The 14,713-nt window shown below is 36.4% G+C and carries 14 protein-coding genes and 1 pseudogene; 10 read left to right on the top strand and 5 right to left on the bottom strand.

Annotation, left to right across the window (positions count from 1 at the left end):
• Nucleotides 1-93: 93 nt before the first annotated feature.
• From PSR12_RS15790 to PSR12_RS15775, 4 genes are all read left to right on the top strand, one after another.
• On the top strand, nt 94-555 hold the full coding sequence (locus PSR12_RS15790) for a DUF1835 domain-containing protein (RefSeq protein WP_274769676.1): 462 nt from the start codon (nt 94-96) through the stop codon (nt 553-555).
• A complete protein-coding gene (locus tag PSR12_RS15785) occupies nt 527-724 on the top strand; it encodes a DUF1835 domain-containing protein (RefSeq protein WP_274769675.1) in 198 nt (65 codons plus the stop codon). The genes PSR12_RS15790 and PSR12_RS15785 overlap by 29 nt, the downstream gene beginning before the upstream one ends.
• A 70-nt stretch (nt 725-794) precedes the next feature.
• Complete coding sequence (locus PSR12_RS15780) at nt 795-1,112, top strand: DUF3658 domain-containing protein (protein WP_274769673.1); 318 nt, start codon at nt 795-797, stop codon at nt 1,110-1,112.
• A 50-nt stretch (nt 1,113-1,162) separates the two neighbouring features.
• Nucleotides 1,163-1,591 (top strand): GatB/YqeY domain-containing protein, encoded by a 429-nt coding sequence (locus tag PSR12_RS15775; protein ID WP_202341256.1) that lies wholly within the window; start codon nt 1,163-1,165, stop codon nt 1,589-1,591.
• Nucleotides 1,592-1,669: 78 nt separating this feature from the next.
• On the opposite strand, the gene PSR12_RS15770 is transcribed toward PSR12_RS15775, so the two are convergent.
• The 5 genes from PSR12_RS15770 to PSR12_RS15750 all read right to left on the bottom strand — a co-directional run bounded on the left by PSR12_RS15770 (nt 1,670) and on the right by PSR12_RS15750 (nt 6,771).
• Nucleotides 1,670-3,367 (bottom strand): methyl-accepting chemotaxis protein, encoded by a 1,698-nt coding sequence (locus tag PSR12_RS15770; protein ID WP_274769671.1) that lies wholly within the window; start codon nt 3,365-3,367, stop codon nt 1,670-1,672.
• Nucleotides 3,351-4,994, bottom strand: coding sequence for a pyridoxal phosphate-dependent decarboxylase family protein (locus PSR12_RS15765; RefSeq protein WP_274769669.1), 1,644 nt, complete (start codon nt 4,992-4,994; stop codon nt 3,351-3,353). Before PSR12_RS15765 ends, PSR12_RS15770 begins: the two co-directional genes overlap by 17 nt.
• A 337-nt stretch (nt 4,995-5,331) precedes the next feature.
• Complete coding sequence (locus PSR12_RS15760) at nt 5,332-5,607, bottom strand: flavin-dependent monooxygenase (protein WP_446720637.1); 276 nt, start codon at nt 5,605-5,607, stop codon at nt 5,332-5,334.
• A 237-nt stretch (nt 5,608-5,844) separates the two neighbouring features.
• The gene (locus tag PSR12_RS15755) at nt 5,845-6,597 is read right to left on the bottom strand and encodes a hypothetical protein (RefSeq protein ID WP_274769668.1); all 753 of its coding nucleotides are present in this window, start codon (nt 6,595-6,597) and stop codon (nt 5,845-5,847) included.
• A 24-nt stretch (nt 6,598-6,621) separates the two neighbouring features.
• Nucleotides 6,622-6,771, bottom strand: a complete 150-nt coding sequence (locus tag PSR12_RS15750; RefSeq protein ID WP_274769666.1) for a hypothetical protein — start codon at nt 6,769-6,771, stop codon at nt 6,622-6,624.
• Nucleotides 6,772-7,127: 356 nt separating this feature from the next.
• Between PSR12_RS15750 and PSR12_RS15745 the strand changes: the two genes are divergently transcribed.
• From PSR12_RS15745 to PSR12_RS15720, 6 genes and pseudogenes are all read left to right on the top strand, one after another.
• Nucleotides 7,128-7,259 carry a hypothetical protein gene (locus PSR12_RS15745; protein ID WP_255538182.1) on the top strand — a complete coding sequence of 44 codons (132 nt, stop codon included), beginning with the start codon at nt 7,128-7,130 and terminating at the stop codon, nt 7,257-7,259.
• A gap of 38 nt (nt 7,260-7,297) precedes the next feature.
• Nucleotides 7,298-7,525: a hypothetical protein gene (locus PSR12_RS15740; protein WP_009373817.1), complete on the top strand. Its 228-nt coding sequence runs from the start codon at nt 7,298-7,300 to the stop codon at nt 7,523-7,525.
• Between the two features lie 306 nt (nt 7,526-7,831).
• Nucleotides 7,832-9,031, top strand: coding sequence for a DHH family phosphoesterase (locus tag PSR12_RS15735; protein ID WP_274769664.1), 1,200 nt, complete (start codon nt 7,832-7,834; stop codon nt 9,029-9,031).
• A 103-nt stretch (nt 9,032-9,134) separates the two neighbouring features.
• A complete protein-coding gene (locus tag PSR12_RS15730) occupies nt 9,135-9,983 on the top strand; it encodes a DUF4179 domain-containing protein (RefSeq protein WP_274769663.1) in 849 nt (282 codons plus the stop codon).
• An 86-nt stretch (nt 9,984-10,069) separates the two neighbouring features.
• Entirely contained in the window at nt 10,070-11,233 is a 1,164-nt protein-coding gene (chrA, locus tag PSR12_RS15725) for a chromate efflux transporter (RefSeq protein ID WP_257520204.1), read from the top strand.
• Between the two features lie 221 nt (nt 11,234-11,454).
• Nucleotides 11,455-14,646: pseudogene (locus tag PSR12_RS15720) on the top strand (bifunctional cytochrome P450/NADPH--P450 reductase).
• Nucleotides 14,647-14,713: the final 67 nt, after the last annotated feature.

Here is a 14,713-nt window from a genome sequence, read left to right as displayed (position 1 = left end):
ACCTATCATTTTATAAAACTAACTAAATTAGCAATTTGAGGTAATAAAAAGGTATGATAAGGTTAGGTGTTTTTAAATAAAGGAGTACAGATGATGGAGAAGATCAACCAACTAAAACAGTCAATACAACGATTGAGTGAAGCTGATGCGAAGTCGATGCTTCTTTTAACTTTAATAAATGAACAGTCAAGAGACAGCATGTTACAGTTTTTATTACAGCAGGCTGAGGAGCGGGATCCTTCAAAGGTACAAACGGTGCATATTGTATTCGGTCATTCACCTGGGGGGAACTTGAAAGCAGCCTTTCGTAATCCTGACTATGCTAAGTCCGAGGAAATCATTGTTGTGCCAGGTAATTTTTCTGTTGGTCCTTTGAAAAATGTACATACATGGGACGGGATTGAAGCACGTTATCAATGGTTGGAACAGCGCTATACAATAGAAGACGATGGATTGATTATATGTGAGCGGGAGATGAAGGAAGCAATAGAGAAAATTAAAAATATCCCCCCCTCATCAGGCTATAATGATTTGGACTTGTCAAAATGCTCATGAGCAAATAGGACTTCGACTCGTTTTGGCGATGCTCGAACAGAAAACAAATGCTATCTATGTATTGGATACTTTTCAGTTATTTCATGAGTTATATACTTTACCACAGTTAGCAGAGGATCATTATCCAAGATCGACTGGAGAGGTCAGAACAGAGGATTTACTTTTATGAACACTTCCAAGGAAGGCCATTAAAAGAAGCATTGAGGCACTCCCTATGCAAAGAAGGGCTAAATCTGTTAATGGATGATTACGATTGCATACATACATGGAAATATCATGAACTCTGGGGCAATCATAATGAAGATAGAGAGGATGACTTGATCATTGCCTGTGCTAAACGTTTACAGGAAGAACAAGAGGAAACTCATTACCAAGTGGCCGCTAGGTTAATTGGAGAGGTGCTGGGGCATATGGAAGAATTGAGAGAGGTTGAATGGATTGACTATCGTCTACGCCAATTAATTCAGCAAGGCATTTTTACTTATGAAGGCGAGTTAAAGGGAATATTACACTATAAAGTAAAGTTAGCAGACGCAACGAACTATAAACCTTGGTGATTTTTATGATATAATTTTTTTGATATAGACGGTTAGAAGGAGTGAGATCATTGTTAAAAACAGAAGTATTTGAACAATTAAAAACGGCAATGAGAGAAAAAGATACATTAGCGAAGGGTGTATTATCTCTTTTAAAATCAGCATTAGATTCAGCTGAAAAAGAAAAGGGAGAGGCTTTAACAGCTGAGGAAGAAATGGCTATTATTAATCGAGAGGTCAAACAAACAAATCAGGCTTTAGAAGGAGCACAAACGGCTGGGCGAGAAGACCTAATTGAAAAAGAGGAAGCCAAATTGACACTTTTGAAATCCTTTTTACCAAAGCAATTATCAGAAGAAGAAATTGCAGACAAATTAGTGGCAGCGGGTGTTGGAAAAGGAATGAACATGGGAGAGGCCATGAAAATTGCAAAACCATTGCTGACAGGTCAGGCTGAAGGTGCCGTTATTTCAAAAGTTGTGAAAAGTATTATTGCCTAAACCTTTACCATTTTGGTAGGAGAGTTTAGAAAGAAGAATCCGCTATGCCGAAAATGGGCATAGCGGATTTGTTATATTTTATAACTGGAATTTTTGAATGATATTGCGGAGCTGTTGAGCCATTTCAGCTAAGTTATTAGAGGAAGCTGTTATTTCTTCGATACTTGCAGATTGCTCCTCAGAGGCAGCTGCTACGTTTTGAATATTGCCTGAAGCTTGTACAGCTACAACTCCCACTTGTTCAACGGAACTAGCGATACTGCTAACACCTTCATTGATATTGGACATCACGTTATTGACATGGTCCATTTCCTTTGTAAGTGCTGTGACGTGGGCATAGATATCAGCAAATGCCTCGCCAGATGCATTGAATGTTGTTGAGCTTTCGGCAAGATTACTGCTACTGATAGCCATTGATTTGACAGCTTGTGCAGATTCCTCTTTAATCGTTTCAATACGTGTACGGATACTGTTAGTAGCCTCTAAAGATTGATCGGCTAATTTACGGACTTCCTCCGCCACAACAGCAAAGCCTTTACCGTGTTCACCTGCACGAGCTGCCTCAATCGAAGCATTTAATGCAAGCAAATTCGTTTGATCCGTAATTTGGGTAATCAATGTCACAATATCCCCAATTTCATTTGTATATGTGCTTAAACGTTCTACTACAGCTGCTGACTCTTGAATAGCCTGAGATGTTACGGCCATTTTTTCAGTAGCATCTTGTATGGTAGTGTTGCCCTTTTCTGATATAGCAGATGCTTGGAATGCCTTATCTGTAACATCGGTTACACTTGTCACTACCTCTGACATTTTGTTAGAGATGGTTGTAATATGACTATCCACTTCTTCTATCGAAGAGGTTTGCTTTTCTGAACCCGCTGCCACCTCTTGCATAGAAGAGGTAATTTGCTGAATGGATGCACTTGTCTGTTCGGAGCTTGCTGTTAATTCCTCCGACATTGCGGCCACTTGTTCAGCATTTTGAGCGATTTGTGTAATTAACGAACGCAAATCTTCCGTCATGTTTTCAATGCCTGATGAAAGCTGGGCGATTTCATTGGAACCTTTTATTTGAAGTGGTTCGACAGCTAAATCACCCTGTGCAACTTGACCAACATAGCGCGTCATTTTTTTAATTGGCTTCGTAATGCCCACACTAATAAAGTAAGCAACGATTATACCAAAAATTACAAAGACAATCGTTAAAATAATACAAATCCAAAGTGTTTCCGTTTGTAGCTTAGAAATGAAGGAAGCATCCATATCTAAGCCGAAAATAATATCTGTATCTTTAAATGGGATAAAAATGGATTTATGGATACCATACTCATCCTTGTAAATATCGCTTGTTTGTGTGTTGCCAGATGCTACGGCTTCATGCATTTTTTCACTAAATACATAATCTTGCTGATGATTGTCGGTATTACTTAGTGCGACGATATGCTCCTTACCGTTTGCTTTAGAAAGGACATAGGCGTTTTCTACATCATATTTTTTAACCGTTGCATTCAATTGATCCAAAAGCTTTTTGTATTTATCAGGGCTACCATTATCCGCTGCTTTTACATCATTTTTCTCAATATCTTCAAAAATCGTGGTCGATGTAATCTCTAAAGTAGATTCAAATTGTTTAATAACAAAATTGTCAATAATGCGGTAAGAAACGGCAAATAACACAATACTAAAGAGCAAGGAAATAATCGCTATTGGAATGGTGAAACTGGCAATATATTTGTAGAGTAAAGAACTCTTAAATTTACTGACGATACGCAATGTGTGACGCCTCCAGTACTTTAAGCTTTTGCTGTAAGAAATGAATCATATTAGAGATATGTTCTAACTCTGTATAAGGTGAGATAGAGAAAAACTTTGCCGCTGCAACTGGTACTTGCTGTGTGGTATCACTAGTACTAACCGTGCAAACGCGCGTTGTGTCACCAAAGAATACTTCGTCTCGACCTTCTCCAATAATTTCAAAGAATGAAGCATTGATACCGTTTATGTGTTCTATTTGGTCTTGTGTATAGTGACCAGCTTGTTCAGCTTGCCAATTCATGCCGTCTGGATATAAACGGAACGCTGTGACTGGCCCAATATTGGATTCATTAACCACCTGTAGCATTGGTGTTTTCTCAGCTAATTGAGCACGGAATGCTAAGTTCACACGTACATAATTAGCTAATAGCTGTTGATAGCCTTCCTTACCGAATGCCTGCAATGCAGCAAAAATTGCAATGGAGCTACCCATACGAGAGCATTCTAATGTATAGCCAGTATGATAAGAGCCATAACCACGATTGCCTACATATGGCGTATCAAAGTCCTCAATATCTAGTAGCTGTAAACTTTTACCTTCCTTAATTAAGAACAGACTAGTTAAATAAGGAGTTTGACCAAGCTTTTGGAAGTCAAAGCAAAGGCTATCCGCAATGGCTAAATGCTGCATAAGTTCATGGATTTGTGCTAATCCTTGTAAAACCTCTGCCTCGAATTGGAGTGGATTTTTATTATAATCATAATCATTGAAGAAGGCATAAAAACCACCTAAAGCCGAATCAGCATGAATATGTACTGGTTGTAAGTTGTATTTCTTCTCAAGGGTTGTTGTGACTTCTTTGATGGCTTGGATATCATCAATACCAAATTGATCAGTAGCACCTGTTGTCGCTACTACATAAACAGGAATACCGCCATTTTCGATGACTTCTGTCATACGTACACGTAAGTCTTCCACATCCATCGAATGATCTTTACCCGCTTTTACCCGCACTAAATGTTTACTGCCGATACCCACTGCTTCTACTGATTTTAAAAGACTGTAATGGGCATTCTCTGAAGCAAAGCAATATAAATTAGTAGGAACACCATCTTCTTTTGCTTGAGGGAATTGTTTTGCAATGGCAAGACGAAGTCCACTGAAAACAGCACCTTGTCCACCCCACGTTGTATAGCCAAAACTTTTTGTATAGTCATAGCCCACTAATTTAGACATCATTGCTACTACTTTAACCTCACACTCAGCAGCAGCAGGGCCATAAACATCCCATAAATTATTGCCATTTAATAGTGCATTTGTAAACTGTCCTAACACTCCAGGAATACTTGCCATTGGTAAAACATTTGTTACAAAGTTACGTGTATGATAAGGGTGTCCTTGCATTAAATGTGTCAATTCTTGTACAACTTGATCTAGTCCAATCCCAGTTGTTGGCACTTGATGCTCTTGCATAAGCTCTTGATAAAAATTAGCCGATCGCTCTTTCATTGGACCAAGAGTTGTCTTATTTGGGTTCTTTAATTCATCTAATGAGGAAACAATTTTCTCTAATAGGGACAAAAAATTCTCTCTTTGTTGGATATTTCCATCTTCGCTCTGGAATAATTGTTGGATATTTTGCATATTCATCATCCTTTTTATAGTTCATATTTCCTCTATTTTTACTTTAATAAAAATAGGACATTATACTAAAAGTATAATAGCATATTTTAGCAGAGATGGTGATTATATTTTACTGAAAAAATATTTATAGACATTTCTGAAAAATCTAAGTTTTATTTACAAATTCTAACTATGTTAATGCGGCTTAATTCTTAAAGAAATATCTTGAGATGAAAAAGGACGATAATATTATTATAAGAAAAACTTTAAGCACTATTACTTTTTATCTATTTGCCTAGTTAAAAGAAAAAATCTGCACAAAGAAAATGCAGATTTTAAGCGTTTTGTTATAGTTGGTTTATTTTGTGGTTTCAAAATTATAGACATGATGTGCTTGTTTTTGAATCATTACTGGAGGTGTTAATTTTAATAACTTATTTCTTAGGCTAATTAAAAAACGATTATTCATCTGAGCCATTTTGCCAATATTCCATGATTGCTTAGAGATTGTATTTACTTTTTCTTTTCGATGGGCATTGTAGTTGGCAAATGCTTGAGTGATATTTTCATACTTATTAAGATATTCTGCTAATATTCGGGCATCTTCGATTGCTTGACATGCCCCTTGCCCCATGTCGGGTGTAACAGCATGCGCAGCATCCCCAATAAAAACGGTACGATGATGGAGAAGCGCACTTTATGAGTTAAGTAAGGAAAACAAAGATGCTTATGGTAAAGCACTTGATAAATTAATGAAAGAACATGCGGAATAATATAGTACCATATGGGGTGACTTCCAGTAAGTCCTCTATATAAAAATCCCCTCTAAGTACGTTTTAAACGTCTATAGAAGGGGATTTTTAATTAACTATTAATGGATTAGACATACCATAACATGAGAACCTAAACAACTAGCACAAGCGACAGCACCTACAACATTTCCACCAAATATTACTGACGCACACGCAGCACTACATATTTGTTTTGTCAGTTCAGGTGCATCATACCAATAGTTTTTTAAGCATTCCCATGAATCACTCCAATAACCTGCTTTAGCACTGTTAGTTGATAAAAGGGAAACTTCTGAGTTTTCATCGAAATATACTTGTTTATCAATTACTTTATTTGTACTTGCTTCAATAGTCATACCAAGCATGTCTTCATTATTCAATGTTGCATAAGTAACATTGATTTCATTATTCTCTACATCTAGAGTTGATTTCATTATGATAAATTCACCAACTTCACCAGTTGTTTTATCATAAGTAGTCAGTAATCGTATATCAAAACTTTCATTGTTCTTTTTATAAGGAATCATTAATCCATCTTTATTTTTAACGTAATCCATATACTCAGTATTTTGCCAATCAAAGTCTTCTCTACTGTATTCACTATGTGTGAAATTCTCTGCAATATCTAAATCCTGTTTCACTTCATTTACAACTACTGAGTCATTAAGGAAACCATTCTTTTCAATTTGCAAAGGTGCTTGTTGTGAGCAACTATTACAATCAGTAGTGTCAGTAGTTTCATTTTTTTCTTTAGCTAAAGCACCTAAATTTACAGATAGGGGTTGAAATGCTAAAAACATAACCATTACAAAGAAGATTAATTTTTTCTTCATTTACTAACCTTCCTAAATTTAAATTTACTTTTTGAAAAATTTGTACCACGGAACACCTATAAAGAAAACAGCAAACAATAGGATAAGAAAATCATAGGTTTGTATCCCATCTGAAAAAAGGATAAGCAATACGGCTATAAATGCCAATACTCTAAGTAGGACTGATTTTTTCATTTAAGACCCCCTTTCTTTTCTGATATTTCGGGAACGGTTGATATATTAAAACCATTCATAGAAAATTCTAACAATAAAAATATATAATTACCATAAAAATACCGATTATTTTATTTTCTTTTATACTACGAAGTATATTCTGTTCTACTAAATAGGTGTAACATTAGATATTAACGAAGGTGAAGCGGTACAACAAGCACTGTCGATATTAGAAAAAGAATTTGTAACATTTGATGATAAGGATTTCGATAAGTTAGTAAAGCTTTTGTATAACTTTTAAATGTGTTCCAAGCAACTAAATTTTTTCTAATAGTAGATGTAATATTATTGAATAAAATGAAGTGTTTGGTGAGTTTGTGAGGTCTTATCAAGTGGTTATCCAAGAAGAAAAAGATGGAAAAGAAGAAGTGTTCGAAAATATTAGTCATAGTCAAATGCTTGATTATTTTTCTAAACATCATGATACGGCTTACCGCTTCAAATCATAAGTAGTTAAAAACCATTAAGGGTAAAGGGAGGGCTTTATGTGAAAACACCTTCTAATGATGAAGAATATGTAATTACCTATATTGATTTGGACACAGATAGAGAGCCTCTATTATCTTTTAATTCTAAAAAAGAAGCGGAAGATAAGTTTAAAGAAATAAAAAAGAATAAAAATTATATATCTGAGTTCCTTATGACAAGAAGCCAATATGACCAATTCCAATTGGATGTAATCATAATGGGTGAATCAGATGAAGGAGAATTTTAAAAGGGGGAGTGGAGGTACATTGGGAGAAAAATTCGTTGTAACAACGGAACAGGTAGATGAATTAATCCTTAACTCACATTACATTAGACTTATTAAATAAGCTGAAAATGCTAATGCAAAGATCAGATAAATCCGATTCCACTATAAACTAGTTTCCTTTTCACTCACTGTGTCCTCTCTTTCACCCTTAAGATGTATGATTTTAATGTATGTTATCTGGAAAACAATATCAATGTTGTTACGTATTGAACGTCATTATCTGTTTGAATACTGAAAAAATAACCATACTACAGTGGAGGTGAGAACATGTATAAATTATTATCACATAATGATCTAGACGGAGTAGGGTGTGGGATTTTAGCCAAGCTTGCTTTTAACGATAAGGTGAAAATACGCTACAATTCCATTACAGCACTTGATCGCGAAATCGAATTCTTTTTGGAGAATGATCAACAGAAAACATTTTTGTTTATTACTGACCTTTCTCCAAATGAAGAGAATGAAAAAAGGATTCATGATTATTATCAGACGACTGGTAATGTGCAATTGTTGGATCATCATAAGACAGCACTTCATTTCAATCAATATGAGTGGGGAAAGGTATTAATTGAGGATGAGCAAGGCTTTTTAACGTCAGCTACTTCTTTATATTATCAATACCTGGTTATCCATGGTCTATTAGAAAAAACAGAAGCCGTTTCTGAATTTGTAGAGTTAGTAAGACAATACGATACATGGGAATGGGAAAAGAACGGCAATTTACAAGCGCAAAGATTAAATGCACTCTTTTTTCTAGTGTCGATTGAAGAATTTGAAGAGAAAATGGTCGAGCGTTTAAAAACAAGTGATCACTTTGACTTCGATGATTTTGAAAAGAAAATTTTAAGCATGGAAGAAGAAAAAACAGAACGTTACATTCGGCGTAAGAAACGGGAGCTTATTCAAACCACTTTGGGTGAATACTGTGCTGGGGTTGTCTATGCAGAATCCTATCTTTCTGAGCTTGGTAATGAATTGGGAAAGGAAAATCCGCATCTTGATTATATTGCGATGATCAATATGGGCAGTAAAAAGATATCCTTTCGAACAATCCATGATCATATTGATGTGTCAGCTATTGCCGCCAAATATGGTGGAGGTGGACATCAAAAGGCTGCTGGCTGCTCATTAACAGAGGAAGCTTACAAGCAGTATGTAGTGGCAACATTCCATATAGAGCCTATTCCAGAGGATGCAAAAAGAAATCGTTATAACATAAAAGGGTCTACGTTTGGGACTTTCTATAAAAATCAGCAAGATGAAATGTTTATGCTCTATTCAAACGATGAGGTTGATTGGATAATTGAAAAAAATAACATGCCAATGACACAATCCTTTGCGGGCTTTAATGAAGCAGAGTGGTTTTTAAAGCGAAATAATCAAGCATGGCTAGTAAGAGATGATCTCTTTGTGGACTATTTAATGCGTGAAATCAATAAAGTTCGTCATCTACATAAAGGGATGTAATATCCTTTTATACATAATGAATCTTCAACATAGAAGGTTATATAATGCATGATTGAGCACTACAATGAACCATAATGATTTTTATAAAAAATGAGGTGTACGGTTGTCCAATGATATGATTCGAGTTGTGGATTTGGATAAGGAAAATCGGAGAAGTAAGAAATGGCTTATTATTGTGATCCTTTTATTAATGATTGCTAGTGGATCGACGCTGTATTTGTGGTGGGATCAGGATGTGAATTTTGAAGCCTATAAAACGGATGTAGGGAAAACAGCTAGCAATAGCTTAGGACGGCTAACATTAAATGAAGTGATTATAGATGACAATCAAATTTTACTGAATGCAACTTTCGAACCTGGAAAAGAGTTTAAACCAGACCATCAAGTATTTTTCTTTCCGCAAATTCTCGTCAATGGTCAAGATTATATGGTTCGTAATGGAGGACAGTCCATAGCAAAGTCTGCCAACGTCTATACAATATACAATAGTATTAAAATGGATGATTTTCCGACTGATGAACAATTAGAATTAGTTATTCGTTATAAAGATTGGAATGTTGAAACACCAATTGAGAAGCCATGGGAATTTCAGGTAGATGCTTCACAAGAGCAATTACAACAAGATCGTGAAATCTTTTCTATTGATAAAAAAGTAAAGCATGTTGATCAGCAGGAAATAACCATTGACAAAGTTGTCTCCACACCTATTTCCACAACCATTTATTTTCATGCTGAGGAAAGTGTTGTCAATGATGCGTTACACTTTAAAATCCAATCAAAATCTGGACAATCATGGGCTTTTGCCACACCCTATCCATTAAATAAAGAGGGTACAAGGTGGGGAAGTCGTGTAGATGCACTCTATCTAACAGAAAAAAATTACACTTTAATTCCAATCAATAAAGAGGGTAGTAAAGTAGGTTCTGCAATTAAAATAAAGAAAAATGAATAATGAAGTAAATTTTACAAACTCTTAATCTAAAAAAAAACTGCTTTCCGTGTAAAATGAAATAAAAGATATGGAAAGTAGTTGAGAGTTTGCGAAGGCTTTGGGAGATTTTTTTTGTTGCTTTAAAATTAGGCTGTACCTCATTCGGAGGCCCAACAGCTCATCTAGGTTATTTTCAACAGGAATATGTACAGAAGCGTAAATGGCTTTCTGCACATGATTATGGTCAACTCGTTATGTTAAGTCAATTTTTGCCTGGTCCTGCATCTAGTCAGGTGGGGATGGGGGTTGGCTTACTTAGAGGAGGAGTATTAGGAAGCTTTCTATCATTTCTTGGTTTTACCTTACCATCTGTTCTGATACTTATAATTTTTGCCTATTTCTCCAAGTATACAGAGTTTAAGATGGATTGGATTCATGGTTTGAAGTTAGTAGCAGTGGCGATTATCGCTCATGCTATTTTTGATATGAGCAAAAAATTACTCTCGACAAAATGGCACTGGTTGATTGCTATATTGACATTGATAACAGTATTGACCTGGCTAAATCCATTTGCTCAAATCGTAGCAATATTGATTGCTGCTTGTTTAGGCTTTCAACTTCTGAAAAAAAGTGACGCGAGTAATACCTCAAAATTAGTTCATATACCTATTTCAAAAACCACGGGTATTGTTTTACTAGTACTTTTTTTCATGCTGCTCCTAGGATTACCTATATTAGCCGCCTTATGGCAGCATGAGTGGATTTCCATGATGGAGAAGTTTTATCTTGCAGGTGCCTTAGTATTCGGTGGCGGTCACGTTGTTTTACCTTTACTGGAAACACAATTTGTTCAAAGTGGTCAAATAAGTACTTCAGATTTTTTAGCTGGCTACGGTATGACACAGGCAGTTCCGGGACCTTTATTTACATTTGCTGCATATATTGGTATGGTCATTGCTGGCGTTCCAGGAGCGATTATTGCTACTTTCGCAATATTTTTACCAGCGTTTTTGCTAGTGGTTGGAGCGCTACCATTTTGGATTAGCCTAAGCCGTATTGCACGTCTTAGAGGTGCGATGGCAGGCGCAAATGCGGCGGTCGTTGGCATTCTAGCCGCTGCTTTTGTACATCCCGTTGTAACACAAACCATCCTCAGCACGTTAGATATTTTCATAGTGGCTGTCTTTTTATGGTGTTTAATTCGATGGAAAATACAGCCTTATTTATTGGTGCTTTTAGGCATAGTCGTCGGAATCGTTTGTTATACATGAAGTATATTATTTCAAGTGCTCGATTTTTCCCTTAACTATTGGGGGGAATCGGGCTTTTTTGTCTTTCTCTTCTCAACTCTATTCACAGTTTGTTCATAAAAATGGCATTTTATCCTTTTCATATTACATAAAATGTTGAATGCATTGAATGATTGATATATTATTTTATCAATTGATAGTAAAATCTATCAATTTAATAAATGAGAAAGAAGGGGTTTATGATGGTAAACACAGGATATGTTCCACGCCCTAAAATGTTTGGTCCACTTGGAAATTTACCTTTAATTGATAAAGAGCAGCCCACACTCTCACTTTGTAAGCTAGCTGAAGCGTATGGACCTATTTACCGTTTAGAGATACCAGGTTATTCAGGTTTGGTGATTTCAGGACATGAATTAGTAGCTGAAGTTTGTGATGTTAGGCGTTTTGATAAACAAATTTATAATGAGCTTGAAAATGTTCGTGCTTTTAGTGGTGACGGCTTATTTACTAGTAGAACGACTGAACCTAACTGGCAGAAGGCGCACAATATTTTACTTCCGACTTTTAGTAAGCAAGCGATGAAGGGCTATCATGATATGATGACCGATATTGCTACACAACTTATCCAAAAATGGGCCAGATTAAATCCTCAAGAAGAAATCGATGTTTCAGACGACATGACACGCCTTACGTTAGACACCATAGGACTCAGCGGATTTAATTATCGTTTTAATAGCTTTTATAAAGAAACACTTAGTCCTTTTATTATGAGTATGGTTCGTGCATTAAATGAAGCGATGATGAAAAGCTCACGCTTAAAAATCCAAGAGTTTTTAATGATTGGAAAAAGACGACAGTTTCAAGAAGATATTCAAACAATGTTTTCATTAGTAGATGCCATTATTAAAGAACGTAAAGCAAGAGGAAAGCAAGATGAGGTGGATTTACTTGCCCGCATGCTGCATGAACGAGATCCTGAAACAGGGGAGACGCTAGATGATGAAAATATTCGTTATCAGATCATTACCTTCCTCATAGCTGGCCACGAAACGACAAGTGGCCTACTGTCCTTTGCGCTTTATTTTTTGTTGAAGCATCCAGACGTATTAAAAAGGGCCTATGAAGAAGTGGATCAGGTTATTACTGGTGATGCGCCGAAATATGAGGAAGTACTAAAGTTAACCTATATTCGTATGATTTTAAATGAGTCATTGCGTTTATGGCCAACTGCTCCAGGCTTTACACTCTATGCTAAAGAAGACACAGTAATTGGGGGACAGTATCCAATCAGAAAAGGGGAAAATATAGACATTCTTTTACCCCAACTACATCGAGATAAAGATGCTTGGGGAGAAGATGCAAATTTATTTCGACCTGAACGTTTTGAAGATTAAGGCAAAGTACCGTTACATGCCTTTAAACCATTTGGTAATGGTCAGCGTGCTTGCATTGGAATGCAATTTGCTTTACACGAAGCCACATTAGTTTTAGGCATGATCCTTCAACATTTCGACCTAATTGATTTTACTAATTATCAATTAAAAATTCAGCAAACATTAACGATAAAACCAGATGATTTTAAAATACAAGTGAAGCCACGTCACTGCAAAATAAAGCAATCTAGTGGCCAACAGAAAAATCACGATAGCACTGTTTCTCATAAAGAAAAGAAGTCGAATTATCGAGGGACCAATCCAGCCTTAGAATCTAACTATCCATTATTAGTGTTGTATGGCTCCGATTTAGGAACAGCAAAGGGTGCTGCACAACAATTAGCTAATGAAGCTAGTTTGTATGGTATTCAAGGAGAAGTAGCTGCCCTTGATGATTATTGTGGGAATTTACCAAAAGAAGGAGCGGTATTAATTATTAGTTCTTCTTATAATGGGCAGCCTCCAAGAAATGCACGTAAGTTTCTCACATGGGTAGATCAACTTGATTCAACGGCTCTTCAAGGCATTAACTTTGCAGTTTTTGGTTATGGGGATCGAAATTGGAATACGACGTATCAAAAAATTCCAAGACTCCTTGATGAACAGCTCTCTTTAAAAGGAGCTACAAAAATTTCTAAACGTGGTGAGGCTGATGCGAGTGGAGATTTTGAGAAAACGTGGGAAGATTGGCGGGCTCAATTATGGTTGGATCTAAAAACGATTTACCCCTTAATGATTCATGAAAATGTGCTTCCAAAACATGAGAATATTTCGATTCAATTAATTCGCGATGAAGTGACAACTTCTTTAGCTTTCATGCATAGCGCTTCATTGGCGACTGTAGTAAAAAATGAAGAACTGCAAGGTATGGAAAGTAAACGTAGTACACGTCATATCGAGATATCCTTGCCTAATGGTATAACATATCAAGAGGGGGATCATTTGGGCGTATTACCGAGGAATAATAGAACCACAGTGCAGCGAGTGCTACGGCGTTTTGGACTTAATGATAATGATCAAGTGATCATTACTGCTATTAATGTACACGCTCATCTCCCATTAGGTCACCCAGTTAGTTTGTATGAGGTTCTTTCACACAGCGTTGACATTCAAAACCCTGCAACTCGACTGCAAATCCGCCAACTTGCAGCATTTACAGAATGTCCTCCACATAAACGTGAACTAGAGGCTTTATTAGAGGAGGAAGCATATAAGAAGGAGATAGTAAAGAAACGAATTTCCATGCTAGATTTACTTGAAAAGTATCAAGCTTGTGCTTTTCCATTCGAAAGATTTTTAGCATTACTTCCAGCCTTAAAACCTAGATATTATTCTATATCCAGTTCACCTCAAGTGAATTCTGAACAGCTGAGTATCACTGTTGGCGTTTTACATGAACCCGCTTGGAGTGGGCAAGGAGAGTATCGTGGGGTGGCCTCAAATTATTTAGCTCAATGTCATATTGGCGATGAAATCGTCATGTTTATCCGTGCCAATGATTCTGGCTTTCATCTTCCAAAAGATCCTACAACCCCGTTAATAATGGTGGGACCAGGGACTGGGATTGCTCCGTTTAGAGGCTTTTTACAAGCACGCTCCACACTGAAACAGCAAGGAATTGAACTGGGTGAAGCACATCTATATTTTGGTTGTAGAGATAATACTGATTTTATCTATCGCAAAGAGCTTGAACAATATGAAAAAGAAGGGGTTGTAACGCTCCATACTGCTTTTTCACGTACAGAAGGGACACCCAAAACGTATGTCCAGCATTTAATGACCCAACATGCCGCTACTATTATTCAAATGATGGAAGGTGAAGGACAAATTTTTATATGTGGAGATGGTAGTAAAATGGCGCCAGAGGTTGAGAGTGCATTACTGCTTGCCTACAGGAGAGTAAAAGGGGTAGGGGAAGAAGATGCTAATGTATGGATCAATCAACTTCAACAAGAAGGAAGGTATGTGAAGGATGTATGGGTCCAAAATGATCAATAAAATAATTTAATACATCAAAAGCTACTCTTTCAACAGGCAAGAGTAGCTTATTTCTATCTCTCATAGA

Source organism: Lysinibacillus sp. G01H, from assembly GCF_028872195.1.
Taxonomy (GTDB): domain Bacteria; phylum Bacillota; class Bacilli; order Bacillales_A; family Planococcaceae; genus Lysinibacillus; species Lysinibacillus capsici.
The sequence above is the reverse complement of the archived record's forward strand: the minus strand, read 5'-3'. Positions and strand labels throughout refer to the sequence as shown.